The sequence below is a fragment of the Mesorhizobium sp. CA16 genome (assembly GCF_020165175.1).
In the GTDB taxonomy this organism is placed as follows: domain Bacteria; phylum Pseudomonadota; class Alphaproteobacteria; order Rhizobiales; family Rhizobiaceae; genus Mesorhizobium.
In genome coordinates this window covers 44193-69941 of the sequence record NZ_JAIUHP010000011.1, presented here as the reverse complement: position 1 = coordinate 69941, position 25749 = coordinate 44193, and the positions used below count along the sequence as shown (strand labels likewise).

Here is a 25749-nt window from a genome sequence, read left to right as displayed (position 1 = left end):
CCGCCATTTGCCTGCTAGCATGGCCGGAATCACCGGCTAAAAATCCAACGGACGATCGGGGCAAGGACACCTGATGAAGGACAAGATTTCGCTGGCCATGGCGAGGCGCGTCGCGCTCGGGGCGCAAGGGTTCAACGACCCTAGGCCCAGTGGTGTTCCGGATCGCCGCCACCTTGCGCGGGTACTTTCGCGAACCGGCCTTCTGCAGATCGATTCCGTGAGCGCGGTGGTGCGCGCGCATTACATGCCGCTCTATTCGCGCCTCGGCCCCTACCCGCTTACGCTGCTCGACAATGCCGCAGTCACCCGCAAGCGCGCCGTGTTCGAATACTGGGCGCATGAGGCGTCGTTCCTGCCCGTCGAGACCTATCCTTTGATGCGCTGGCGCATGCAGCGCGCCGAGCGGGGCGACGAGATGTATCTCGGCCTAGCGAAATGGGGTCGTGAACGCAAGGAAATGATCGACGAGATATATGGAGAAGTCGCCGATCGTGGTCCGATCGCCGCCTCCGATATCGAAGGCCACAAGGGCAATGGCGGCTGGTGGGGCTGGAGCGAGGCCAAGCACGCTTTCGAATGGCTGTTCTGGGCCGGTCGCATCACCACGGCCTACCGCCGCGGCTTCGAACGCTATTACGACCTGCCCGAGCGCGTTTTGCCGCAGGCGGTGCTCGACCTTCCCATTCCCTCGGTCGAGGACGCGCATCGCGAGTTGCTGCGCATTTCCGCCCGCGCCCATGGCATCGCCACCTATGGCGACCTGCGCGACTATTTTCGTCTCGCGCCGGGCGACACGAAGGGTCGCATCGAGGAACTGGTCGAAGCCGGCGAATTGCTGTCGGTGAAGGTCGAAGGTTGGGACAAGACCGCCTATCTCCACAAGGACGCCCGTTTCCCGCGCCGGATAGAAGCGCGCGCCCTGCTCGCCCCTTTCGATCCCGTCGTCTTCGAACGCACCAGGACGGAGAAACTCTTCGATTTCCGCTACCGCATCGAGATCTACACGCCGGCCGAGAAACGCCAATATGGCTACTACGTGCTGCCCTTCCTGCTCGGCGATCGGATCGTCGCCCGCGTCGATCTGAAAGCTGACCGCCCGGCCAGCATCTTGCGCGTCCACGCCGCCTACGCCGAGGCCGGCGCCCCGCCCGAAACGGCCGCCCAGCTCTTCGACGAGTTGAAGCAGATGCAGGGCTGGCTCGGCCTGGAGGCGATCGAAGTGACGCCGGCCGGCGACCTCGGGCCGGCGCTGGCCGACATCGCGGTGTCGTAGCTGCGCGTTGACAGGGAGAGTGAACAAAAATAGAACATCCCAACTGTGGTTAGGATCGGTTGCGATGGTTTTCAGTCGCTCGATATGTCTGGTCTTGGCCTACCTGACCTTAGCGTCGCCATCATATGCGACAGGTGCTTACCGAGAGGAATGGGTAGAGGTCACGCGTCCAGTCATTTTCTGTGGCGGCCACATTGCACCCGGTATGCAGCCAAAAGAAGTGACGGCGCTTCTTCTGCCGTGGTTGGAGTTTGGAACGATCGACAAGCAGATCGCAGGCGCCTGTGGCTTATTGCCGGTAGGGCAGCGCTATATAATAGTTCATGAGCCGAAGTTCGACGCCAATCGCTTCGTCTTGATGTGGGAACCGGTTTGCCAGCGCGGCTGTTCGTTAAGTATGGCGCCCGTGGCCTCACCGCCTCGCAAACTTGTGGGTCCATACCTCAAACCCATAAAGCCGCCAAAAGGCTGGTACTAAGCCAGTCGTTGACTCCAGCCCCCTGAACCCTCTAAATCCGCCGCAGACGGTCTTCTCCCGGCAAAGGGAGGAGCCAAGAGGGAATGCGGTGCGGGCCGAAAGCCCAAATCCGCGGCTGTCCCCGCAACTGTAAGCGACGAGCCTCTGCCGAAAACCACTGGGATGTTCCCGGGAAGGCGGCATTCAGGGTGACGACCCGCGAGCCAGGAGACCTGCCGTCTGAGACTTTAAGTATCCGAATGCCCGGCGGGTTTTCCGGGCAAGGAGCATGGTTTTGGATCGCAACGGCAGTTTCCCGGCAAACAGCGCGGACATTCCGTCCGAGCCCGATGCTTTGGCTGGCGCCACCGTCATCGTCTGCTCATCCTGCCGCGACGAGACCGGGTCGGATGCGCATCCGCGCGCCGGCGCGCTGCTTGCCGAAGACACGCGTCGGGCTGCTTGCGGCGAAAAGATCGACATCCGTACCGTCGAATGCCTCGGCAACTGCAAGCGCCGGCTAAGCGCCGCGCTGCTGCGCGACGGCTGCTGGAGCTACGTCTTCGGCGATCTGAACACGACCAGCGGCGCCGATCTCGTCGCCGGCGCAAAGCTCTTCGCCACCTCGACCGATGGCCTCATCCCCTGGCGCGGCCGGCCCGATTCTCTCAAGCGCGGCCTGGTTGCCCGCATCCCTCCCCTCGACATGCTGAAGGACCGACCATGAACGCATCCGTTTCCCGCGTGCCCTGCACCGTCGTCACCGGCTTCCTCGGCGCCGGCAAGACGACGCTGATCCGCAACCTGCTCGAGAACGCCAAGGGCAAGCGGCTGGCGATCATCGTCAACGAGTTCGGCGATGTCGGCATCGACGGCGAGATCCTGAAAGGCTGCGTCGACTCTTGTCCGGAAGAAAACATCGTCGAGCTCGCCAATGGCTGCATCTGCTGCACCGTCGCCGACGATTTCGTGCCGGCGCTCGACCAGATCCTGTCGCTCAACCCCAAGGTCGACCACATCCTGATCGAGACCTCGGGCCTCGCTCTGCCGAAGCCGCTGGTGCAGGCATTCCAGTGGCCGACGGTGAAGAGCCGCGTGACGGTCGATGGCGTCATCGCCGTGGTCGACGGCCCGGCGCTCGCCGACGGCCGTGTCGCTTCCGATATGGATGCCCTGCAGGCGCAGCGTGCGGCGGACGATTCCCTCGACCATGACGATCCGGTCGAAGAGGTGTTCGAGGACCAGATCGCCTGCGCCGACCTGATCATCCTGTCGAAAAGCGATCTGATGGATGCGGCAGGCTCCGCCCGTGCCAACGCCGTCATCGGCGAGCATGTCGCGCGCGCGGTCAAGGTCGTGCCGACAGCGCAGGGCAAGGTTGACCCGTCCGTGCTGCTCGGCCTTGGCCTTGCGGTGGAGGGCGACATCGAGAACCGCAAGACCCATCACGACGACGAGCTCGACCACGAGCACGACGATTTCGATTCCTTCGTCCTCGACATCCCGTCCATCGCCAATCCCGACGAGCTGGCCAAGCGCGTCGCCCTTGCCGCCGAGCAGGAAAACGTGCTGCGCGTCAAAGGTTTCGTCGAGGTCGGCGGCAAGCCGATGCGGCTCCTGCTGCAGGCCGTCGGCCCGCGCGTCAATCATTACTACGACCGCGCCTGGACGGCTGAGGACGACCGCCGCTCGCGGCTCGTTGTCATCGGCCTCAAGGGGCTGAACCGCCCGGCGATCGAGCGTATCCTCGCCGGCTGAGGCAATCCGGACCGCGATGCACATCCTCGCCACCACATCCGCTTCGCTCGACGATCTCGCCGAGCCGATCGACCTCAGGCAGACGCCTGCGGATGTGGTGGCGCTGTCCTTCACCGACAGCGACCTCGCCGGCCTGGCCGCCGCCTGGAAGGCCAATGCGGCGCGGTTACCCTCGATGCGGCTGGCGGCCCTTCGCGACCTTCGCCATCCGATGTCGGTTGACCTGTGGATCGACAGCGTCGCCCGCCACGCCAGGGTCATCCTAGTGCGCATCCTCGGCGGCTATGACTGGTGGCGTTATGGCTGTGACCAGCTCGCCGCAGTGGCGCGCGAACGCGGCATAAAGCTCGCGCTGCTGCCCGGCGAAAGCCACGACGAGGACCAGCGCCTGATCGAAGCCTCCACCCTGCCGCGCGCCGAGCTCGACGCCCTGCTCGGCTATTTCCGCGAAGGCGGTCCGGCCAATATGAACGCGCTGGTCCAGAGGCTGGCAAGGCTTGCTGGGTCGGATGCGGCCGTGACCGAGCCGGTGAGCGTGCCGAAGGCGGGGTATTATCAGCCGGGAGTTGGTGTCGTCGAGAAGCCGAACCTTTTAAAGGCGGAACTCGACGCCTACAATTTCGCCGTCATCCCCATCCTCTTCTACCGCTCGATGCTGCTTGCCGCCGACGTGGCACCGATCGACGCACTCGTTGACGCCCTGTGTTCGCAAGGCCTAGCGCCTGTACCGATCTTCGTCTCCAGCCTCAAAGACGCGGCATCCCTGGCCTTCGTCGAAACCGCCCTCACCTCCCTGAACCCCTCCGCCATCGTCACCGCCACCGCCTTCGCCTCCGGCGCGGAACCCGGTGCCGAGACCCTCTTCGACCGCGCCGGTGTGCCCGTCTTCCAGGTCATCGTCGCCACGACGAGGCGCGAGGTCTGGCAAAAGAACCAGCGCGGTCTGGCTCCTGCCGACCTTGCCATGCATGTGGTGCTGCCCGAGCTCGACGGCCGCATCCTCGCCGGCGCGGTCTCGTTCAAGGGCGAGGTCGAGACCGATCCGGCGCTCGCCTTCCGCGCCTTCGCCAACAGGCCCGAGCCGGACCGCATCGCGCAGGTGGCCAAGCGGATCGCAGCGTTTATCCGCCTGCAGCGGACGGAGAGGGCCGAGCGCAAGCTCGCAATCCTGATCCCTGATTATCCGAGCGCGCCAGGGCGAACCGGTTACGCCGTTGGGCTCGATGTGCCGTCGAGCGTGCTCGCCATGCTGCAGGACCTGAAGGAACAAGGCTACGCGGTTGAAGGGATTCCGCAATCGCCGCGCGCGTTGCTGGATGCGCTGGAGGTAGGTGGGCACGGCCTTACGTTGACGGATTACGTTGCCTTTTCAGCGGAACTGCCGAGGGAAGCGCGAGCTTCAGTTGAGGCGACATGGGGCAAGGCAAAGGGGATAGGTTCGCGCGAGGCACCCCCCTCTGTCCTGCCGGACATCTCCCCCGCAGGGGGGGAGATTGATCTGTCGCCACCGCTTTCGCCAATCGGCAGTGTTGTAGGTGGAGCGCCGGCGCCCGAACTGCCAATCTCCCCCCTAGAGGGGGAGATGTCCGGCAGGACAGAGGGGGGCGCGACAGAACGCCAGCCTTGGCAGCTAGCGGGTGAAACAACCTTCCCCTTCCGCGCCGCGACCTTCGGCAACGTCACCGTGGCGCTGGCCCCCGACCGCGGCCGCTCGGCCGACCGCCGCGCCGACTATCACGACCCGACGCTGCCCCCGCGCCACGAGCTGATCGCCTTCGGCCTGTGGCTGCAAAAATCGCTCGGCGTGCATGCCATCATCCATGTCGGCGCGCATGGCACGCTCGAATGGCTGCCGGGCAAGACGGTGGCCCTCTCCGGAACCTGCTTCCCGGAGATCGTCACCGGATCGCTGCCGGTCATCTATCCATTCATCGTCTCCAATCCGGGCGAGGCGGCGCAGGCCAAGCGCCGCATTTCGGCCGTCACCCTCGGCCATCTGCCGCCGCCGCTGAGCGGCGCCGGCCTAGACGAGGCGCAACAGAAACTCGAGCGGTTGGTCGACGAATACGCGCAGGCCGACGGCCTCGACCGCCGCCGCCGTGACCAACTTGCAAAGCTGATCGTCGAGACCGCGCAGAAGACTGGCCTCGCTTCTGAAGCGGGCGTGGCCAAGGCTGATCAACCCGACGAGGCGCTGCGCCGCATCGACGCGTGGCTTTGCGATCTCAAGGATTTCGCCGTCAAGGATGGGCTGCACGTCTATGGCCGCGCGCAGGAACACGAAACCGATCCGCTGCGCCGGCAAAGCGCGGAAACCGAAAAGGCAGCCCTCCTCGCCGCGCTCGACGGCCGTCACATCAAGGCCGGCCCTGCCGGCGCCCCGGCGCGCGGTCGCTCCGATGTGCTCCCCACCGGCCGCAACCTCTTCACCTCCGATCCGCGCACAATGCCGACGCCAACCGCCTATGACCTCGGCCAGGCGGCGGCGGAGGAAGTGGTGCGCAGCTATATGCAAAGCCATGGCGACTGGCCGCGCTCGCTGGTCATCGACCTCTGGGGTTCCGCCTCGTTGCGCACCGGGGGCGAGGAGATCGCGCAAGGTCTGGCGCTGATGGGCTGCCGGCCGCAATGGGATGCCGCCACCGGCCGCGTCACCGGCATCGAGGTGCTGCCGCCGGCCACGCTCGGCCGCCCGCGCGTCGACGTCACCTGGCGCATCTCCGGCCTGTTCCGCGACATGTTCCCGACCCAGATCGCGCTGATCGACGCCGCCGCCAATGCGGTCGCCAGCCGCGACGAAGATGACGCGGAAAACCCCCTCGCCGCGGCGACCCGCGCGGAAGGCAAGGTCGGACCGCGCATTTTCGGCACCTCACCGGGAACTTATGGCGCCGGCGTCGAGGACTTGCTGTCGCGCGGCGAATGGGGCGCGCGCGAAGAGATCGGCCGCGCTTATCTCGACGCCACCTCGCACGCCTATGGCGGCGCCGATGGCGAAGCGATCTCGGCGCCCGGCGCTTTCGAAGACCGCATCGCCGAAGCCGATCTCCTCGTCCACACCGGCGATGATCCGGGCCGCGACATCCTTGAAGGCTCGGCCGACGTCGCCTTCATCGGCGGCTTTTCGGCCGCCCTTGCCACGCTCGGCCGCAATGCCGACGTGATCGTGCTCGACACGACCGACCCGAAAAAGCCGAAGCCGCGTTCGATCGGCGAAGCGGTATCGCGCGTGGTCCGCGCCCGCGCCGTCAACCCGCGCTTCATCGCCGGCCAGATGCGGCATGGCCCGCGCGGCGCCTCGGAATTCGCCGAGACCGTCGACCGTCTGGTCGGCTTCGCCGAAACCACCCATGCCATTTCGGGCGCGCTGATCGAGGCCGTCCATGACGCCTATGTTGGCGATCCGGACGTGCGCGCCTTCCTGCTGCGCGAGAACCCGGCGGCTGCCAAGGTCATCGCCGAACGGTTCCTCGCCGCGCGTCGGCGCGGCCTCTGGCATCCGCTCAGGAATTCCATCGACGACGATCTCGCGGCCCTGATTGCCGAGGCCCAGGCAAGCGAGGTGGCGGCATGAATGCATTTTCGCGCCGTGGCGCCTGCCCGGCCCTGAGCGCCCCGATGCAGACCGGTGACGGGCTGCTCGTGCGGCTCAATCCGGTCGCAGGAGGACTCGCGCCCAAGTCGCTCATCGGACTCGGTGAATCCGCTTTGCGCCACGGCAACGGCATCATGGAAGTGACCGCGCGCGGCAGCCTGCAGATCCGCGGTTTGACGGCCGAAAGCGCCCGGCTGCTGGCGGACGAAGTAGATGCGCTAGGCATCGCGGTGCGCAGTGGCGTTCCGGTCGAGACCGGACCGCTGGCGGGAATCGATCCAGAAGAGATCGTCGATCCGCGCCCGTTGGCAGAGCGAATCAGCGCGGCGATCGAGGAAGCCGGGCTGACGGCAAGGCTGGGGCCGAAGGTGTCGGTGGTTGTCGACGGCGGCGGACAGCTGACGATGGATGCGGTGACGGGCGATGTGCGGCTGAAGGCGGTGCAGGTTGCGGCGGGCATCTGGTGGAGCGTGTCGATTGCCGGCGACGGGCGGAGCGCGAAGCCGCTCGCGGCGGTCGATGCGGATGCTGGGCGTGACATTACAGTTGCTGCACTCCGGATGGTCTCGGAAAAGGGCCGGGAGGCGCATACCCGCGATTTGTCGGAGCGGCAGTTGGCCTCTCTCGCCAGCTGGCATTCCTTCGCGCCCCCCTCTGTCCTGCCGGACATCTCCCCCTCTGGGGGGGAGATTGGTAGTTCCCGCGCCGGCTCTCCACTTTCAGCGTTGGAGATTGGCGAAAGCCGCGGTGACAAGGCAATCTCCCCCCTTGAGGGGGAGATGTCCGGCAGGACAGAGAGGGGGGTGCAGGAACGCCAGCCCGCGAGAAGTCCCATTGGCCTATTCAATCTAGGCAACAACACCGCCCTAGGCATCGCCCTGCCCTACGGCAGCATGCCGGCGCAAAACCTCATCGGTCTCGCCGCCCAAGCCGCGAACCTCGGCGCCTCCGAAATCCGCCTCGCCCCAGGCCGAGCCCTGCTCTTCCTCGGTCTCTCCGCCCCCTCCACGCTCCAATCCTCCGCCGCCGCGCTCGGCTTTGTCACCGACCCCGCCGATCCGCGCACCCGCATCGCCGCCTGCCCCGGCACGCCGGCCTGCGCGTCCGGCCGCATCGCCACCCGTGCCATCGCCGAAACGATCGCAAAAGAAAGCGCGGACCTCCTTGACACCTCGCTGACCCTGCACGTTTCCGGCTGCGCCAAGGGCTGCGCGCATCCCGGCACCGCTGCGCTCACCCTGGTCGGCGACGAAAACGGAGCCGGACTTGTCGTGGACGGGACGGCAAAGGCCCTTCCTGCCGCGTACAGGCCGGGCTATGACGCCGCGCGCGGGGTCGCCGGCATCCTTGCCGCGATCCGCGACGGAAGACATCAGGGCGAAACCGCCGCCGCCTGCCTGAAAAGATTTGGCGCGGCCGGCATCGCCGAACTCTATCGACGGAACCAGTGAATGGCCGCCTACGACTATATCCATGACGGAACGGCGATCTACGAGCGGTCTTTCGCCATCATCCGCGCCGAGGCGGATCTGTCGCGCTTCTCGGAGGCGGAAGCCGATGTCGCGATTCGAATGATCCATGCCTGCGGCCAGGTCGAAGCCGCCAGCCATTTCGTCTTCTCGAATAATTTCGTTACCGCCGCCCGGACCGCGCTCGCCGCCGGCGCGCCGATCTTCTGCGATGCCGAGATGGTGGCGCACGGCGTCACCCGCGCCCGTCTGCCGGCCGGCAACGAGGTGATATGCACGCTGCGCGACCCGCGCACGCACGACATCGCCAGGCAAATCGGCAACACCCGCTCGGCCGCCGCGATCGACCTCTGGGGCGAGCGCATGGCCGGCTCTGTCGTCGCCATCGGCAACGCGCCGACCGCGCTCTTCTATCTGCTTGAGAAGCTGCGCGACGGCGCGCCGAGGCCGGCCGCGATCATCGGCATGCCCGTGGGCTTCGTGGGTGCTGCCGAATCCAAGGATGCGCTGGCCGAAAATTCCTACGGCGTGCCCTACGCTATCGTGCGCGGCAGGCTGGGCGGCAGCGCCATGACCGCCGCCGCGCTCAATTCGTTGGCGAGGCCTGGCCTGTGAACGCGATCATGAAAGGCCGTCTGGTCGGCGTCGGCACCGGCCCCGGAGATCCGGAGCTTCTGACACTGAAGGCGGCGCGCGCGTTGGCAGAGGCGGACGTCGTCGCCTATTTCGCCAAGCGCGGCAACAACAGCAATGCGCGTGCCATCGTCGAGGCGCGCTTCCGGCCGGACATGATCGAGCTGCCGCTGCTCTATCCGGTGACGACGGAGATCGATAAGGATCACGACGACTACCGCGCGCAGATCGCCGATTTCTACGAGCAATCGGCCGAACAGGTGGCCGAGCATCTCGGCGCCGGCAGGATCGTGGCGGTGCTGTCGGAGGGCGATCCGCTCTTCTACGGCTCCTACATGCATCTGCATGTGCGGCTGGCGCACCGCTTCCCGACCGAGGTCATCCCCGGCGTCACCGCCATGTCCGGCTGCTGGTCCGCCACCGGCTTGCCGATCGTCCAGGGCGACGACGTGCTGAGTGTGCTGCCCGGCACGATGAGCGAGTTCGAGCTGACCCGCCGCCTCGCCGACACAGATGCCGCCGTCATCATGAAGGTCGGCCGCAACCTGCCAAAAATCCGCCGCGCGCTGGAAGCGACCGGCAAGCTGGCGAAGGCCGTCTATGTCGAGCGCGGCACCATGCCGGGCAGCGTCTCGATGCGGCTGGCCGAAAAATCGGACGACAAGGCGCCCTATTTCGCCATCGTGCTGGTTGCCGGCTGGTCGGCTCGCCCGGGTGCCAAGGCATGAGCGGCCGCCTTACCGTCATCGGTCTCGGACCCGGCAATGCCGACCAGGTCACGCCGCAGGCTGCCAATGCCGTGGCCGAGGCTTCCTTCTTCTATGGCTACAAGCCCTATCTCGACCGGCTGGAGCTGCGGCCGGACCAGACCCGCATCGCCTCCGACAACCGCGAGGAACTCGCCCGCTCCAACGAAGCGCTGGCCAAGGCCGCAGAAGGCCACAATGTCGCCGTCGTTTCCGGCGGCGATCCCGGCGTTTTCGCCATGGCCGCCGCCGTTTGCGAGGCGATCGAAGCCGGCCCTGAAGAATGGCGTGCCATCGACATCTCGGTTGTCCCGGGCGTGACTGCGATGCTTGCCGTCGCCGCCCGCATCGGCGCACCGCTCGGCCATGATTTCTGCGCCATCTCGCTCTCCGACAATTTGAAGCCGTGGGACCTGATCGAATTGCGCCTGCTGGCAGCGGCCGGCGCCGGCTTCGTCGTCGCGCTCTACAATCCCATCAGCAAGGCTCGCCCCTGGCAGCTTGGCCGCGCCTTCGAATGCCTGAAGGCGATCCTGCCCGGCACCACGCCAGTGATCTTCGGCCGGGCTGCCGGCCGGCCCGACGAGCGCATCGAAGTCTCTCTGCTGGCGGACGCCGACGCCGAAAAGGCCGACATGGCGACCTGCATCATCATCGGCTCGCCGGAGACCCGCATCATCAAGCGCGGCGAAAAACCAGCGCTGGTCTACACGCCGCGTTCTGCAACGGCGTCGAAAAGATGATCGACTTTTGCCGCCAGCGCATCGACGGTCTCAGTCGAAGGAACGTCCGGCAAAGGCGGTCGGCGGATCATGATCACTTCGATGCCGAGCGCCCGCGCAGCGGCGATCTTGCCATAGGTCGCCTCGCCGCCGCTGTTCTTGGAAACGACGGCATCGATACCGTATTTTTCGAGCAACGCCCTTTCGTCCGCTTCCGGAAACGGTCCACGCGCCAGGAGGTAAAGCGCATCGGGCACGCCAAGCTTCGGCTCGACCGGATCGACACTGCGGATCAGACAACGGTGCTGCGGAGCGGCCTCGAACGCGCCCGCCTCCTGCCGGCCGATCGCCAGGAAGACGCAACGCGGCGCCGTGCCGAGCGCACGTGCCGCCTCGGTGACATTGTCAACCAGCGTCCAGCGATCACCCGTCACGGGTTCCCAGCCGGGACGGCGCAGCGCCAGGATCGGCACGTCCGTCTGCCTTGCCGCTTCGGCGGCATTGGCCGAAATACGCGCGGCGTATGGATGCGTGGCGTCGATCAGCAGATCGACGTGTTCTTCCCGAAGATAGGCAGCCAGCCCATCTGCGCCGCCAAAGCCGCCGGCACGCACCGGCACGCCTTGCGCGACCGGGCTTTCAGTGCGGCCGGCCAGCGACAGCGTGACCGAAAAATCGTCGCGGCGGGCGAGCTTCCCGGCCAATTGCCGGGCTTCCGTCGTTCCGCCGAGGATCAGGATATGGTGGGTCATCATGCCTGCTAAGGGTCCGCGCGCCGCCAAGCCAGCCTCAAAATGGCTCACCATCGTCGGCATCGGCGAGGACGGTGTAGCGGGTCTCGGCGACGAGGCCAAGCAGCGGATTGCGCAGGCGGACGTCGTGTTCGGCGGAAGGCGGCATCTTGCGCTCGTCTCTTCCCTCGCCAACGGCGAAACCCGCTCATGGCCGACACCCTTCGACGCGGAAATGCGCGACGTGCTGGCGCTCGCGGGCAAGGACGTCTGCGTGCTCGCGTCCGGCGACCCGTTCTTTCACGGCGTCGGCGTCACGCTCGCGCGCAAGGTAGAACCGGAACAGATGCTCGTCCTGCCGGCGCCCTCATCTCTGTCGCTCGCGGCATCGCGCCTCGGCTGGGCCTTGCAGGACGTCGAGACCATCTCGCTGCACGGCCATTCGATCGACCTGATCCGGCCCCTGCTCCACCCCGGCGCGCGCATCCTTGCCCTGACATCGGATGGCGACGCTCCGGCTGCTATCGCCGCGCTGCTCGACGAACTCGGTTTCGGCCCGTCGCGATTCACGGTCCTCGAAGCGCTGGGCGGCCCCGATGAGATGCGCCGCGCCGCTCGAGCCGATGCCTTCGATCTCAAAAACATCAATTCGCTCAACGTGCTGGCGCTCGAAATTGAATCGACGCCGGATGCGCGCATCCTGCCCTTGACCGTCGGCCTCGCCGATCATCTGTTCGAGCATGACGGTCAGATCACCAAGCGCGAGATCCGCGCCATCACGCTGTCGGCGCTGGCGCCCCGGCGCGGCGAACTGCTGTGGGACATCGGCGCCGGTTCCGGCTCGATCGGCATCGAGTGGATGCTGGCTCATTCCTCGCTGCGCGCCATCGCCATCGAGGCTAACGCAGAACGCGCCGCCCGCATCGCTCGCAACGCCGCGCATTGCGGCGTGCCCGGCCTCGTCGTGATCGAGGGCGCCGCGCCTAAGGCGCTGGCAAAATTGGAGACGCCCGATGCCATCTTCATCGGCGGCGGCGGCAGCGATGCCGGGGTGCTGGAGCAGGCGATCAAGGCGCTGCGTCCCGGCGGCCGGCTAGTCGCCAATGCGGTGACGCTGGAGATGGAGGCGCTGCTGCTCGACCAGCACAACAGGCGTGGCGGCGACCTGACCCGCATCGCCCTGTCGCGCGCGGCGCCTGTCGGATCGATGCAATCATGGCGTCCGGCCATGCCGGTCACGCAGTGGAGCTGGGTCAAGCCATGATGGTCGCGGGCATCGGCAGCCGCAAAGGCGTGACGGCGGGCGACGTTCGCGCCGCGGTCGAGACCGCGCTCGAAGCGCACGGGCTGGCGATGACGGCGCTTTCCGCGCTGGCGACAGGCGAAATCAAGCGCGACGAGCCGGCGATCTTCCTTGCCGGCCGAGACCTCGACCTCCCCGTGCTCGTCATCTCCGACGCCGCGCTGCGATCCGTCTCGTCCGGCACGGTCAGTCGCTCCGAAGCGTCGCAGGCCCAGGCCGGCACGCCTTCTGTCTCGGAAGCCTCGGCTCTGGCCGCGGCCGGAAAAGGTGCGAGACTGCTTGGACCGCGTATCGTGCTCGGTCCGGTGACCTGCGCCATCGCTCTTGGCGGAGGCGCCGCATGACCGTCCATTTCATCGGCGCCGGCCCGGGCGCCGCCGATCTCATCACGCTGCGCGGCGCCCGGCTCCTGGCCAGTTGCCCGGTCTGCCTCTATGCCGGCTCGATCGTCGCGCCGGAACTGCTCGAGCATTGCGCGCCAGGCACCAAATTGATCGACACCGCGCCGATGTCGCTTGACGAGATCGAGGCCGAATATGTCGCCGCGCACAAGGCCGGCCACGACGTCTCGCGCCTGCATTCCGGCGACCTTTCGGTGTGGAGCGCGGTGGCCGAACAGATCAGGCGGCTGGAAAAGCACGGCATCCCCTACTCGCTGACCCCAGGCGTGCCCTCTTTCGCGGCGGCGGCGGCAGCACTTCGCCGCGAGCTCACCATTCCCGAGCTCGCGCAAAGCCTGGTGCTGACCCGCATCTCCGGCCGCGCCTCGAAAATGCCGCCGGGCGAGACGCTGGCCGGCTTCGGCCGCACCGGCGCCACGCTAGCCATCCATCTCGCCATCCATGCCATCGACCGCATCGTGGCGGATCTAACCCCGCTTTACGGCGCCGAATGTCCGGTCGCGGTCGTCTTCCGCGCCTCCTGGCCGGACGAGCGCATCCTGACCGGCACGCTGGGCACCATCGAAGCGCAACTGGCGGAGAGCCCGATGGAACGCACCGCGATCATCTTCGTCGGCAGCGCTCTCGCCGCGCAGGATTTCGGCGAAAGCTCATTGTACGACGCCCACTACCAGCGGCGTTTTCGCGGACGGGACGGATTGTGAACGGCGGCGCCAATATGAACGGACGGGCTAATGTGGAGCAGGCGCTGGCGCGGCTGAACTTCAAGCCGCGCGAGCTTGAGCCAGGCCATGTCTGGCTGGCAGGCGCCGGCCCCGGCGACCCCGGCTGCCTGACGCTGGAGGTGCTGGCGGCACTTGGGCAATGCGATGCGCTGGTCTATGACGCGCTGGTCTCGCCCGACGTCGTGGCGGTCGCTCAAGGCGCCGAGCTCTTCTACGCCGGAAAACGCGGCGGCCAGCCCTCGATGAAGCAGGACGACATCAACGCGCTTCTCGTGCGGCTGGCGCGCGAAGGCCGCCGAGTCGTGCGCCTGAAGGGCGGCGACCCCTATATTTTCGGCCGCGGCGGCGAAGAAGCTCTGGCGCTCGCCGGCGAAGAAATTCCGTTCCGGGTGCTCTCCGGCCTGACCTCCGGCCTCAGCGCGCTGGCTGCCACCGGCATTCCCACCACCATGCGCGGCATCAATAAGGCGGTCATTCTCGCCACCGGCCACGCCGCCGGCACCGATGACGACATCGACTGGACCGCGATCGCCCGCACCGGACAGCCGGTCGTCGTCTATATGGGCATGGCCAATTTGCCGGTGATCGCGGCAAAGCTGCTCGAGGGCGGCCTCGCGCCATCGACCCCGGCCGCCGTGATCGTGGCGGCAACCACGCCGCAGGAGCGCATCGTCGTCGCCACGCTCGCCAACATCGCTGACGAGGCCGCGGCCGCCGGGCTCGCTTCGCCGGCGCTGATCGTTGTCGGCGGCATCGTCGCCATGCGCGCGGCACTGACGGGCGGCGCATGACGGCGCGCGCAATCATCGTCGGCGCGCCGCGCTCCGGCTCGGGCAAGACCAGCGTCACCATCGGCCTGTTGCGTGCGCTTGCGCGGCGCGGGCTGAAAGTGCGCGGCGCGAAGTCCGGACCAGACTATATCGACCCGGGCTTCCACGCCGCCGCGACCGGCCTGTCAGGCGTCAACCTCGACAGCTGGGCGATGTCGCCTTCTCTGCTCAATGCGCTAGCGGCCGAAGCCGCGGACGACGCCGAATACATTATCCTTGAAAGCGCGATGGGCCTGTTCGACGGCATCCCCGCGCCGCAAGGCCGCTCCGGCTCGGCTGCCGATCTCGCCCGCCTCTACGGCCTGCCTGTACTTCTGGTGCTCGACGTTTCCGGGCAGTCGACCACGGCGGCGGCAGTGGCCAAGGGGTTTGCCACCTACGATCCGGACGTGCGCATGGCCGGTGTCATTCTCAACCGGCTCGGCAGCGAACGCCATCGCCGCCTGTCCGGCGACGCCATCGAGGCGATCGGCCTGCCCGTGGTCGGTGCCATCCTGCGCGATCCGACGCTCAACCTGCCGGAGCGGCATCTCGGCCTCGTCCAGGCCGGCGAATACGAGAACCTGATGGCGCATCTCGACCGGCTGGCCGACATGGTCGAGAAGTCGCTCGACATCGACGCCATCCTGGCGCTGGCCACCCCGCTGGAACCGGCGACCGGCGATTTTGGCGATGCCTTGCGGCCGCCCGGGCAGCGTATCGCGCTGGCGGAAGACGCGGCCTTCACCTTCCTCTATCCACATGTCGCCACGCATTGGCGCAAGGCAGGCGCCGAGATCGTGCCTTTCTCGCCGCTTGCCGACGAGGCGCCCTCGCCCGACTGCGATGTCTGCTGGCTGCCTGGCGGCTATCCCGAACTGCATGCCGGCAAGCTCGCGGCCGCGACCAACTTCGAGGCAGGAATGGCGCGCTTTGCGGCGACCAAGTCGATTCACGGCGAGTGCGGCGGCTTCATGGTGCTGGGCGAAGTGCTGGAAGACGCGGAGGGCGAGAGCCACAAGATGCTTGGCCTGCTTGGCCATTCGACCAGCTTCGCCAAACGCAAGATGAATCTCGGCTATCGCGAGGCGCGGCTGCGCGCCGCCTGTCCGTTGGGGCCGGAGGGCACGCTGATCCGCGGTCACGAATTCCACTACGCGCAGATGACGGGCACCGGCAATGACGAGCCCTTGGCCGATCTCGCCGACGGCCAGGGCAATCCGCTCGGCGCCTCCGGCTACCGGCGCGGCCATGTCAGCGGCACCTTCTTCCATGCCATTGCGAGGGGCGCATGAGCGGCCCTTCCGCGCCCCGGCAAGTGCTTGACGATATCGGCCTCAGCCTCGTCTTCTTCACCAGATTGAGATTGCCGTCGGGTGATTTCGGCGGCCGCAGCCTGGCGGATGCGATCTGGGCGGCGCCCTTCGCCGGCCTCGCGGTGGCGATCATCGGCGCGCTCATCTACGCCATCGCCTATAGTTTGGGTCTTGCCAGCGGCCCGGCCGCGGCGCTCACCCTCGCCGCGACGATGCTCGTCACCGGCTGCCTGCACGAGGACGGGCTTTCCGATATCGCCGACGGCTTTTGGGGCGGCAGGACGCGCGACAGGAAACTGGAAATCATGCGCGACAGCCGCATCGGCGCCTATGGTGCTGCAGCGCTTGGGCTGTCGCTGCTCATCCGCTGGAGCGCGCTTTCCGAACTCGCCGGTCCAGGCCACGTCTTCCTGGCGCTGCTCGCCGCGCATGCCGGCTCGCGTGGCCTGTTCGGCGCCTTCATGCATCTTCTGCCGCCGGCCCGCAGCGACGGCCTGTCTGCCAACGCCGGGACCGTAACAGCCGAGACCGCCATCATCGGCGCCGCGCTCGGCGCGGTGGCGCTGCTGGCGCTCGGCCTTGGCGGCGCGATAGCGGCGCTCATTCTGCTCGGCCTGGTCTTCATGGCGTTCCGCGCGCTTTGCCTAAGCCAGATCGGCGGCCAGACCGGCGACACGATCGGCGCGCTGCAGCAGCTCGGCGAGATCGCCGTGCTGCTCGTCGCTTCCATCCGCCTTTCCTGATTCACTTTCGGAGACCTTGCCCCCATGAGCTTCAAATCCCTCGAAGACCTTCGCGCCGCCTGCCTCGACCTCCCGTCCGGCAGCGATGCGGCCGCCAGCGCCGTCGCGAGGCGCCAGGACACGCTGACCAAACCGCAGGGCAGTCTCGGCCGGCTGGAAGCGATCGCCGCCTGGCTCGGCCGCTGGCAGGCGCGCGACATGCCGAAGCTCGACCATGTGAAGGTTGTCGTCTTCGCCGGCAATCACGGCGTCACCGCGCAGGGCGTGTCGGCCTATCCTTCGGAAGTCACGGTACAGATGGTGGCGAATTTCGCCGGCGGCGGCGCGGCCATCAACCAGCTTGCCCGCGTCGCCGGCGCCAAGCTGGACGTCATTCCGCTCGACCTCGACCATCCGACTGGCGATTTCACGATAGCGCCGGCGATGGACGAAAAGGCGTTCCTCGCCGCCGTCTCGGCCGGCTACGACACGGTAACCAAGGATCTCGACCTCGTCTGCTTCGGCGAGATGGGCATCGGCAACACGACGCCTGCGGCGGCGATCTCGACGGCGCTTTTCGGCGGCGGCGCGGAAAAATGGACCGGCCGCGGCACCGGCGTCGACGATGCCGGGCTGCTGCGCAAGGTCGTCGCCATCGAGGCCGGCCTCAAGCGCCATGCCGATGCGCTCTCCGACCCGCTGAAGATCGCTGCCGCCCTTGGCGGGCGCGAGCTGGCTGCAATCCTCGGCGCCACACTCGCCGCGCGCAAGAACAACGTGCCGGTGCTGCTTGACGGCTTCGTCTGCACCGCAGCCGCAGCACCTCTGGCGAGGCTGCATCCGACCGGGCTGGCCCACACCATCGCCGCCCATGTCTCGGCCGAAGCCGGCCACCGCCGCCTGCTCGAGGCGCTCGGCCTGCCGCCGCTGCTCGATCTCGGCATGCGGCTCGGCGAAGGCTCCGGCGCCTGCCTTGCCGTCAACATCGTGCGTTCGGCACTGGAATGCCACGCGAAGATGGCGAGCTTTGCCGAGGCCGGCGTTTCTGAAAAGTGACGGGATTGGTCCGGCTTACGCAATTTCTGTTTCTGCAAATCGGCTTAATATTATCTAAATTTAGCGGATTTGACGGCTGCACTGATCTGACCACGGATCACTTAAAGATCCTCTTACCAACAATTACAAATGATTTGTGATCATCCTCACAGATAAAACTCTGACGCCATGCCAAATCATACCTCGTTATTACCCCATAATTGAGGTTTCTTCAGAAAAGGAGGAAGGTATGGCTCGTTCAATTAGAGTACTCTACCGGGGAATGAAAGGTACAATTCGTCAGAACTTCAATTGGGACCCGATCAACCTAGACTCGGTGGTGATCATAACAGCAGCGGAATTTATACCTGCCTTCGGTGGCTTTGGTGGCGGACCGAAGACGCTTGGGCGCCCAAATCTTGGCTCCGCTAATGTTTATGTGACCAATGTTGGCCCCCACGGCGTGGCCGGCGGGGAAGCAGGAGGCGTTGAATTCTTTCTTCATGTCGACTGGGACAACCCATTGGACATCGTTGCGACCATCACCGTTCTGGATGACATCGAGGAATTCTTCCAGGCGTAGCAGACATCTTCCGTGGCCTAGTGCGGCATTGGCACTTGCGGCTTGATCCTGCGATCGCCGGTTGGGCATCAATCGTCATGAGAGCTGTCTGACGGGCGATCGTTGCAGGTCTTGAGCTTTAACAGCTCAATCCGCCGCGAAGGCGGGCTAAAAAGGAGAAATACCATCGGAAAAAATGGTGGGTGTGCACAGGATCGAACTGTGGACCCGCTGATTAAGAGTCAGCTGCTCTACCAACTGAGCTACACACCCACACCGCCGGGAAAACCAGCGTCGGCGGCGCATATAGCCGCCGCTTTCGGTCATGTCCAGCCCTGCCGGATCATTTCCCGACAAATCGACACGGCATGATCGCGAAAAGTGGATTCCGGTTTTTCGGAAAAAGATCATGCCTGCCAAAAAAGCCCGCAGGTGTCACACAAATAGCTTGCCTTCAACCACCTTGACCGCGTGGCCGCCAATGCGCGCAGAGGCCAGTTTCCCGCCATCGACATTGAGCTCGAGCCGGATGCGCGACGGCCGGCCCATTTCCAGCCCCTGCTCGATCCAGAGCTGCGAGATGCCGTCGGTCGGGGCGTCGAAATGCATGATGGCGCCGGCAAAGGCGGCCGCGGCCGAACCGGTCGCCGGGTCCTCATAGGAAGGCGTGCCGGGCACGATCATGCGGGCATGGAAGGCGCTGTCGTGATGCACCGTCTCGCGGCAATAGACATAGGGGCTGGCGAAGGCCCATTCGCTCTTGCGCGGCGCCAATTCCGACCACGCCTGGTTGTCGAGCCGGATCTTGGCCGCCTCCTCCAGGCCGGCAACGGGAATCGTCACATAAGGCACGCCGGCCGACCAGAAGGCGACGCGGTGATTCTCGAAGCCGATCTCGTGCGGGGCAAGGCCGAGCGCGGCGCCGATCGCGTCCGGGTCAGCCTTGAGCTCCAGCGGTTCCGGCAGTTTCGCCAGGTCGAACTCAGCGAATGTCGAGCCGTCATGCTTGCTCACCGCGCAACGCACCGGCCCGATATTCTCCTCCAGCACGAAAATGCCGGCGGCCTCGCCGGCGAGTTCGGCCAGCGCGATCGCCGAGCCGACCGTCGGATGCCCCGCGAAAGGCATCTCATAGTCGGGCGTGAAGATGCGTATGCGGTTGCGATGCTTCGGATTGTCGGGAGGCAGCACGAACACTGTCTCAGACAGATTGAATTCACGTGCGATCGCCTGCATGCCGGCAGTGTCGAGCCCGTCGCTGTCCAGCACCACCGCAAGCGGATTTCCAGCCAGCCTTTCGGTGGTAAACACATCGTAAAGCAAGTAATTGCGCGCCATGGAGAAAACCTTTCGCCTCGCCCCGAATTTCTGCCTCAATCCAAACATGAGGGAAATTTAATTTGAAATTCGAACCTTAAGGCCTGATTTGTGGACGGATAGGGACATCCATTTTCAGCATAGGGGTCCGGCGTGGACCAGCTTGTCAATCCGCCAAACGCGGAATCCGGTACTTCCATAGAGGCAGCGCTCGGGCTCGACCGCAAGGGCGTGAGCCGCAAGCGTCGCCGCTTCTGGTTCTACGCGCTGCTGACGATAGCGATCATCACGGCCGGCATTGCCCTCTATCGGTCGTATGCCGCAGCACCTCCCAGGATCGAATACACCGCCGTGCCCGCGGCGGTCGCCGACCTCACTGTCGCGGTATCGGCCACCGGCACGCTGCAGCCGCTGACCCAGGTCGACATCTCCAGCGAGCTTTCCGGCATCGTCCGCTCGGTCGCGGCCAATGAAAACCAGCAGGTCAAGAAGGGCGACGTGCTGGCGACGCTCGACACCGCCAAGCTGGAGGTCCAGATCGAGCGCGCCACCGCCTCCGCCAAGGCGGCGGCGGCCGCCGTCGAGGACGCCAAGGTGACCTTGCAGGAAAACCAGAACGCGGTTGTGCGCGCCAACGCGCTGACCAAGCGCGGCATGGCGACGGACCAGTCGCTCGAAGCGGCGACGGCGACGCGCGACCGCTCGAAGGCGGCGCTCGACAGCGCCGAAGCCAATCTCGCCATCGCTCAGGCAGATCTCAAGGCGCAGCAGACCGATCTCGCCAAGAGCACCATCTATGCGCCGATCGACGGCATCGTGCTGACGCGCTCGGTCGACCCTGGCCAGACCGTCGCGTCCTCGCTGCAGGCGCCGGTGCTCTTCGTCATCGCCGCCGACCTTCGTAACATGGAATTGCAGGCTGCGGTCGACGAGGCCGATATCGGCGAGGTCAAGCCCGGCCAGCACGCCCGCTTCACCGTCGACGCTTTCCCGGACCGACCCTTCGACGCCGAGATCCGCGACATCTCCTACGCCTCGGTCACCACCGACGGCGTTGTCACCTACAATGCCCGCCTCGAAGTCGACAATGGCGAGCTTCTCTTGCGGCCCGGTATGACGGCCACGGTCTCGGTGGTGACTCGGCAGGCCAAAAGCGTGCTTACCGTCCCGTCGACCGCTTTCCGCTATCGCCCGATGCAACAGCAGGCACGCGGCTGGAGCCTTAGCGACCTCTTCACCGGCCGCATGGGCCGCCCCAGCCGGCAGCGCGAGGCGACGAAGGCGCCGACCGACGGCTCGCGAACGCTCTATGTGCTGGAGAACGGCCGGCCACGTCCGGTCAACGTCAGGATCGGCTCGACCGACGGCGAGCTGACCGAGATCACCTCCGGCCTCGATGAAGGCGCGCAAGTCATCACCGGCGCGCAGCAGCGGAGCTGACGAAATGTCGGCTCCCCTGCTCATCACTTTCGACCAGGTCTGGAAAACCTATGGTGAGGGCGAGGCTCGCGTGCACGCGCTGGCCGGCGTCGATCTCGCCATCCGGCGCGGCGAATTCGTCGCCATCATGGGTCCCTCGGGCTCGGGCAAATCGACGGCGATGAACATCATCGGCTGCCTCGATACGCCGACGGCCGGAACCTACTGTTTCATGGGCATCGATGCGGGCCGCCTCGACCGCAACCGCCGCGCGCTTTTGCGTAACCTCTATATCGGCTTCGTCTTCCAGGGCTACAATCTGCTGCCGCGCACCACCGCCGCGGAAAATGTCGAGCTGCCGCTGATCTATCGCGGCGTTGCCGCGCGCGAGCGCCGCGATCTGGCCATGCAGGCGCTGGCCGAGGTCGGGCTGGTCGGGCGCGAGCACCACACGCCGGCCGAGCTTTCCGGCGGCCAGCAGCAGCGTGTGGCGATCGCCCGCGCCATCGTCACCAGACCGACGCTACTGGTCGCCGACGAGCCCACCGGCAATCTCGACACGGCGCGTACACACGAGATCATGGAACTGCTGACAAGGCTCAACGCCGAGCTCGGGCTCTCCATCGTCATGGTCACGCATGAGGCCGATGTGGCGGACTATGCCGGCCGCACCGTCCGTTTCCTCGACGGCCATGTCGCCTCCGACACCTTAGCGGAGCAAGCGGCATGATCTGGGAGACCGTGCGCCTCTCGCTGCGCTCGATCCGCCGCAACGTATTGCGCTCGTTCCTGACGCTGCTTGGCATCGTCATCGGCGTCGCCGCCGTCATCGCCATGCTCACCATCGGTTCCGGCACGACGGAGAAGGTCAAGGCCGATATTTCCAAGCTCGGCAGCAACCTGCTCGTCGTCCGCGCCGGCCGGCCGGCAGGCCCCGGCGGACCGGGAGGGCTCGACCAGGCGGTGCGGCCGCTGGCCGAAAAGGATGTCGCCGCGCTCGTCGCGCATCTGAGCGGCGCCCGCGCGATTTCGCCGGCCTCGCAAAAGCAGGTCCGCGTCATCTTCGGCACCGAAAGCCTGACCTCGGGCGTGACCGGCACCGACAGCGCCTATCTCGACGCCCGCGACTGGAAACTGGTGTCAGGCCGCCCGTTCAGCGATTCCGAAACGCGCGCCGGCGCGGGTGTGTGCCTGATCGGCGAAACCGTGCGCCAGCAATTCTTCGGCGCCGGCGATCCGGAGGGTGAGGTCATCCGCGTCAACCGCACCTCCTGCAAGATCATCGGCCTGCTCGAGCCCAAGGGCTATACCGGCTTCGGCCAGGACCAGGACAATGTCGTGCTGATGCCGCTGCACGCCTATCAACGGCGCATCGCCGGCAACCGCGACATCGACAACATTTATATCGCCGCCGACGACCGCACCCCGACCACCGAGCTGCAGTCGCGCGTCGAGGACATTTTGCGCGACACACGCCGTATCACGCCCGACCGAGATCCCGATTTCGCCATCCGCGACATGACCCAGATCGCGGATGCGATGACCAGCGCCACCACGACCATGACCGGCATGCTCGGCGCCGTCGCCGGCGTCAGCCTGCTGGTCGGCGGCATTGGCATCATGAATATCATGCTGGTCTCGGTCACCGAACGCACGCGCGAGATCGGCATCAGGCTGGCCATCGGCGCGCATGAAAAACACATCCTCATCCAGTTCCTGGTCGAGGCGACGGTGCTGTCGCTCTTTGGCGGCATCATCGGCATCCTGACCGGGCTTTCGCTGGCTGGCCTCGCCTCGATGACGCTGACGATACCCTTCGCGCCAAGTCCCGCCGTCGTCCTGCTCGCCGTCGGCTTCTCTGCGCTGATCGGCATGGTGTTCGGCTTCTTCCCGGCGCTGCGCGGCGCAAGGCTCGACCCGATCGACGCGCTCAGGCACGAATAGTCAGAAAACAACGTTCCGCGCCTGTGCCCCCTGATCTTGCGGTGAGGCAGCGCTGAAAGAGCGGGGGGTGCTGCTAACGATCGCCGCCGAAATGCCATTCGACCAGCGGCTTCATGTGCGGCATCAGGCCGGCGGGCAGATCGCCGGCGTGGCGGATGATGACCGGCCCTTCGATCTCCGGGTCGGTCTCGGCGGCGACGAAGGCGGTGATACGCCGCGCCAACTCGTCGGCGGATTCCGCGACCCGGTAGCGGCGGAAGATGACCGTACCGCTTGCCGTCGATAGCGCGTGATAGCGCTGTCCGCGTTCAGCCGTCGAAAGGTCGAGGCCGGTCTCCTCCCTCACCTCGCGGATCATGTTGAAGTCGACATCGACCAGTCCGTCGCGGAAATCGATCGGCTCGAAGGAGCCGGCGGCGAAATACACGCGGCCGGCATTGACAGTGTGCGGCCCCATGCGGATCGCGACCAGCGCATTGTCGCCGGCGACCAGCACGGCATGCGCGTAGGCATGCTCGGCGCCGGAATTCTCGCGCCGCTTGCGCCACAGCATGAAGGTCGAATAGTTGACCGCATGGCAGCGGCCGACGAGGCGGCCGTCGCGGTAGGCAAGCTCGGCAAGCAGCACCACGGCGCCGTCGAACAATGCCGGATTGGCGGCGATCTCGCGCCGCCAGTTCTCGGCGATGGCTGCAGCATTGCTCAGCGCGAAGGGATGCGGGCCAGGATCGAGGCGGACATCGACCGCATCGACCGGAAGGATGACGTTGCGTGGCAGGTCGAAACTCAACAGCGTCACGCCATGTCCACTGTGATCGCCACCGGGCAATGGTCCGACGCTTTCGGCCTGTCCCAGCCCGCGCGCGGGAAACGTTCGACCTCCTGTCCGAGCGGAAAGATGGTGCGCCAGGGCTGGCCATTGCGGATGATGTCGGGAACGGCGGTGGCGTTCTTCGCGGCCAGCCCCTTCGACAGCAGGATATAGTCGAGCTGGCAAAGGTGCCGCTCCTCCGGGCCGCGCGTATGGTAGAAGCTCCAGCGGTCCATCTCCGGACGCCGCTCGACAACATTCTCGCAAAAGCCCCCTGCGGTGAGCACATCGATCGAGGACAGGGTTTCGTCGACAACCTCGAAACGGTAGCCGTCGATGGCGTCGCCATCGATCTTCACGCGTTGCCGGTAATCGTTCATGTCGCCGCAGATCGCCCAGCGTTTGTCGGCGGCATGGTCCTTGCCGAAACGCTCCTCGACGATGCGGCGCACCGCTTGCGCTTCCGCGATGCGCAGCGGCATCGACGCCTGGCGGCCATCCAGCCCGTTGCGCGGCGGCCCCATCGATTTGAAATGCACCAGATAGAGCGTCAACGGCACGCCGCCGACCCTCAGGTCGATCTCCAGGCAGTCGCGGCGAAAGACACGCTCATTGGCGAGATAGCCGAGCGCGGCGAGCTCCGGCGTGAACAGGCCGAACTGTTCGAAGGTGACATAGGCATGGCTGGTCATGCGCACGAAGTCGATCGGCTGCCCTTGCGCTGTTTCGTTGCGCATCATCACCGCGACATCGATGCCGCGCGTATCGTTGCCGGCGGTGGTGTATTTCTGCCGGTAGCCCTGGCCGATCATCTTGAACAGATAGCCATATTCGAAAGCCTTCAGCGCCTCGATGTTGTCGACCTCCTGCATGCAGATGATGTCGGCGCGGGTGGCTGCTATGGCGAGCGCCGTCAGCTGGCGCGTGTCGTCGGACTGGGCGATGGCACGAGCCTGCTCGAGAAACCGGTATTCGGCCTCGCTCTGGATATCGAACAGCGCCAGCGTGCGGTCTTCATTGAGCTGGTTGCGATAGCCCGAGAAATCGAACCTGCTCATCAGGTTCTCGACGTTGAAGGTGGCAAGCCGAAGCGACATGGCCGTGACCTTTGCCCGCAAGCGGGGACGAAAACAAGAGCCAGGCGCGATACTCGTTATGGTTGATGGAACCTTTCCGTTCATCTTCCGTTCAGACGGAAAGTTCCAACAATGGGCCTCTTCCCGGGGTGTGCTGGGCGTGGGGCCTTTGCTCCTTGGAGAGTGAAATGAAACCGCTTTTCTCTTCCCTTCGATCCGGGCTCCTGGCCCTCGGTTTCGTTGCCGGCGTGACGGCGCCGTCGGTGGCCGGCCCAATCCTGCAACCCGATCTGTCGACCGCAACCAGCACGGCGGCAACCATCATACCCATCCGCGACAGTTGGGCCGGCGGCAACGACCGGCAGGGGATGTATGACTGGCGCTGGCGGCGCGGTGGCGACTGGCGGGGCCGAGATTTCAGATGGCGCGGCGACGACTTCCGCTCTCGTCATTTCTCCCGCAACTGGGATGGAGATGGCGACTGGCGCTGGCGGCATCATCGCCATCACCGGCGTTTCGACAATGGTGACGCCGCCCTTCTGGGGCTTGGGCTAGGCCTGGGCCTGGGTAGCCTCGCCTACAACAACTACTACGATCCATATTATTACGACCCCTACCCGCGCTACGTTCAGCCGCGGCGCATCTACCGGACCGAGCGGCTTTCCAGGGCCCATGTCCAATGGTGCTACGACCGCTACCGGTCCTATCGGGCCTGGGACAACACGTTCCAGCCCAACTACGGCCCGCGCCGGCAGTGCATCTCGCCCTATATCTGAGCCCTTCGGCAGGAAGGATGAGACGGCGCCCTTCGCGGCGCCGTTTTATTTTGCCGAACCTGTGTCCGCCATCGGCCGATAACCCTAAATTCATCGGCGGCGGCTATTCATCCATGCCGTTGTCCCTCAATATGACGATTCGCGCGAAC

24 protein-coding genes, 1 tRNA gene and 1 riboswitch are annotated in these 25749 nt (G+C 65.9%); of the genes, 20 read left to right on the top strand and 5 right to left on the bottom strand.

The genetic code is table 11. The annotated features are described in order from the left end of the window. Positions 1 to 73 precede the first annotated feature (73 nt). The 8 genes from LB525_RS16840 to LB525_RS16805 all read left to right on the top strand — a co-directional run bounded on the left by LB525_RS16840 (position 74) and on the right by LB525_RS16805 (position 10674). Positions 74 to 1273 (top strand): winged helix-turn-helix domain-containing protein, encoded by a 1200-nt coding sequence (locus LB525_RS16840; RefSeq protein ID WP_224545454.1) that lies wholly within the window; start codon positions 74 to 76, stop codon positions 1271 to 1273. A 508-nt stretch (positions 1274 to 1781) separates the two neighbouring features. Continuing rightward, positions 1782 to 1986, top strand: a riboswitch (cobalamin riboswitch). A 39-nt stretch (positions 1987 to 2025) separates the two neighbouring features. Beyond that, complete coding sequence (locus LB525_RS16835; RefSeq protein ID WP_224545536.1) at positions 2026 to 2457, top strand: DUF1636 family protein; 432 nt, start codon at positions 2026 to 2028, stop codon at positions 2455 to 2457. After that, complete coding sequence (gene cobW, locus LB525_RS16830) at positions 2454 to 3488, top strand: cobalamin biosynthesis protein CobW (RefSeq protein WP_224545453.1); 1035 nt, start codon at positions 2454 to 2456, stop codon at positions 3486 to 3488. The genes LB525_RS16835 and cobW overlap by 4 nt, the downstream gene beginning before the upstream one ends. A 16-nt stretch (positions 3489 to 3504) precedes the next feature. After that, positions 3505 to 7062: a cobaltochelatase subunit CobN gene (locus tag LB525_RS16825; protein ID WP_224545452.1), complete on the top strand. Its 3558-nt coding sequence runs from the start codon at positions 3505 to 3507 to the stop codon at positions 7060 to 7062. After that, on the top strand, positions 7059 to 8534 hold the full coding sequence (cobG, locus tag LB525_RS16820; RefSeq protein WP_224545451.1) for a precorrin-3B synthase: 1476 nt from the start codon (positions 7059 to 7061) through the stop codon (positions 8532 to 8534). The genes LB525_RS16825 and cobG overlap by 4 nt, the downstream gene beginning before the upstream one ends. Continuing rightward, on the top strand, positions 8535 to 9167 hold the full coding sequence (locus tag LB525_RS16815) for a precorrin-8X methylmutase (RefSeq protein ID WP_224522769.1): 633 nt from the start codon (positions 8535 to 8537) through the stop codon (positions 9165 to 9167). Between the two features lie 8 nt (positions 9168 to 9175). After that, positions 9176 to 9913: a precorrin-2 C(20)-methyltransferase gene (locus LB525_RS16810; RefSeq protein ID WP_263482300.1), complete on the top strand. Its 738-nt coding sequence runs from the start codon at positions 9176 to 9178 to the stop codon at positions 9911 to 9913. Continuing rightward, positions 9910 to 10674: a precorrin-3B C(17)-methyltransferase gene (locus LB525_RS16805; RefSeq protein ID WP_224522771.1), complete on the top strand. Its 765-nt coding sequence runs from the start codon at positions 9910 to 9912 to the stop codon at positions 10672 to 10674. Before LB525_RS16810 ends, LB525_RS16805 begins: the two co-directional genes overlap by 4 nt. On the opposite strand, the gene LB525_RS16800 is transcribed toward LB525_RS16805, so the two are convergent. Beyond that, positions 10638 to 11405, bottom strand: coding sequence for a cobalt-precorrin-6A reductase (locus tag LB525_RS16800; protein WP_224545535.1), 768 nt, complete (start codon positions 11403 to 11405; stop codon positions 10638 to 10640). The two genes, LB525_RS16805 and LB525_RS16800, sit on opposite strands and share 37 nt — an antisense overlap. Position 11406: 1 nt before the next feature. On the opposite strand from LB525_RS16800, the gene cbiE reads away from it, so the two are divergent. The 8 genes from cbiE to LB525_RS16760 all read left to right on the top strand — a co-directional run bounded on the left by cbiE (position 11407) and on the right by LB525_RS16760 (position 18278). Then, positions 11407 to 12648 (top strand): precorrin-6y C5,15-methyltransferase (decarboxylating) subunit CbiE, encoded by a 1242-nt coding sequence (cbiE, locus tag LB525_RS16795; protein WP_224545450.1) that lies wholly within the window; start codon positions 11407 to 11409, stop codon positions 12646 to 12648. Then, the gene (locus LB525_RS16790; RefSeq protein ID WP_095764849.1) at positions 12645 to 13031 is read left to right on the top strand and encodes a cobalamin biosynthesis protein; all 387 of its coding nucleotides are present in this window, start codon (positions 12645 to 12647) and stop codon (positions 13029 to 13031) included. The genes cbiE and LB525_RS16790 overlap by 4 nt, the downstream gene beginning before the upstream one ends. Beyond that, positions 13028 to 13792 (top strand): precorrin-4 C(11)-methyltransferase, encoded by a 765-nt coding sequence (gene cobM, locus LB525_RS16785; protein WP_224545449.1) that lies wholly within the window; start codon positions 13028 to 13030, stop codon positions 13790 to 13792. The genes LB525_RS16790 and cobM overlap by 4 nt, the downstream gene beginning before the upstream one ends. Positions 13793 to 13806: 14 nt before the next feature. Then, positions 13807 to 14604: a uroporphyrinogen-III C-methyltransferase gene (gene cobA, locus LB525_RS16780; protein WP_140839908.1), complete on the top strand. Its 798-nt coding sequence runs from the start codon at positions 13807 to 13809 to the stop codon at positions 14602 to 14604. Continuing rightward, positions 14601 to 15917: a cobyrinate a,c-diamide synthase gene (locus LB525_RS16775; protein ID WP_224545448.1), complete on the top strand. Its 1317-nt coding sequence runs from the start codon at positions 14601 to 14603 to the stop codon at positions 15915 to 15917. Before cobA ends, LB525_RS16775 begins: the two co-directional genes overlap by 4 nt. Further along, entirely contained in the window at positions 15914 to 16681 is a 768-nt protein-coding gene (locus LB525_RS16770) for an adenosylcobinamide-GDP ribazoletransferase (protein WP_224545447.1), read from the top strand. Before LB525_RS16775 ends, LB525_RS16770 begins: the two co-directional genes overlap by 4 nt. 24 nt (positions 16682 to 16705) lie before the next feature. Continuing rightward, entirely contained in the window at positions 16706 to 17716 is a 1011-nt protein-coding gene (gene cobT / locus LB525_RS16765) for a nicotinate-nucleotide--dimethylbenzimidazole phosphoribosyltransferase (protein ID WP_140839902.1), read from the top strand. Positions 17717 to 17945: 229 nt separating this feature from the next. Continuing rightward, positions 17946 to 18278, top strand: a complete 333-nt coding sequence (locus LB525_RS16760) for a hypothetical protein (RefSeq protein ID WP_224545446.1) — start codon at positions 17946 to 17948, stop codon at positions 18276 to 18278. A gap of 176 nt (positions 18279 to 18454) precedes the next feature. On the opposite strand, the gene LB525_RS16755 is transcribed toward LB525_RS16760, so the two are convergent. After that, a tRNA-Lys gene (locus LB525_RS16755) sits at positions 18455 to 18530 on the bottom strand. Positions 18531 to 18692: 162 nt separating this feature from the next. Continuing rightward, positions 18693 to 19595: a PhzF family phenazine biosynthesis protein gene (locus LB525_RS16750; protein ID WP_224545445.1), complete on the bottom strand. Its 903-nt coding sequence runs from the start codon at positions 19593 to 19595 to the stop codon at positions 18693 to 18695. 132 nt (positions 19596 to 19727) lie between these two features. Here LB525_RS16750 and LB525_RS16745 point away from each other — a divergent pair, with 132 nt between their 5' ends. From LB525_RS16745 to LB525_RS16735, 3 genes are read left to right on the top strand one after another with little or no spacing between them, the layout of a single operon-like run. Further along, positions 19728 to 21014 (top strand): efflux RND transporter periplasmic adaptor subunit, encoded by a 1287-nt coding sequence (locus tag LB525_RS16745; protein WP_224545444.1) that lies wholly within the window; start codon positions 19728 to 19730, stop codon positions 21012 to 21014. A gap of 4 nt (positions 21015 to 21018) precedes the next feature. Continuing rightward, positions 21019 to 21723 (top strand): ABC transporter ATP-binding protein, encoded by a 705-nt coding sequence (locus LB525_RS16740; RefSeq protein ID WP_224545443.1) that lies wholly within the window; start codon positions 21019 to 21021, stop codon positions 21721 to 21723. Continuing rightward, entirely contained in the window at positions 21720 to 22937 is a 1218-nt protein-coding gene (locus LB525_RS16735; RefSeq protein ID WP_224545442.1) for an ABC transporter permease, read from the top strand. The genes LB525_RS16740 and LB525_RS16735 overlap by 4 nt, the downstream gene beginning before the upstream one ends. Positions 22938 to 23010: 73 nt before the next feature. Here the strand turns inward: LB525_RS16735 and LB525_RS16730 are convergent, their stop codons facing one another. Together LB525_RS16730 and LB525_RS16725 are read right to left on the bottom strand one after the other, a co-directional pair. After that, entirely contained in the window at positions 23011 to 23727 is a 717-nt protein-coding gene (locus LB525_RS16730) for a hypothetical protein (protein ID WP_224545534.1), read from the bottom strand. A 5-nt stretch (positions 23728 to 23732) separates the two neighbouring features. Continuing rightward, positions 23733 to 24845, bottom strand: coding sequence for an endonuclease/exonuclease/phosphatase family protein (locus LB525_RS16725; RefSeq protein ID WP_224545441.1), 1113 nt, complete (start codon positions 24843 to 24845; stop codon positions 23733 to 23735). A gap of 167 nt (positions 24846 to 25012) precedes the next feature. Here LB525_RS16725 and LB525_RS16720 point away from each other — a divergent pair, with 167 nt between their 5' ends. Next, entirely contained in the window at positions 25013 to 25600 is a 588-nt protein-coding gene (locus LB525_RS16720) for a BA14K family protein (RefSeq protein ID WP_224545440.1), read from the top strand. The last annotated feature ends 149 nt before the right edge of the window (positions 25601 to 25749 follow it).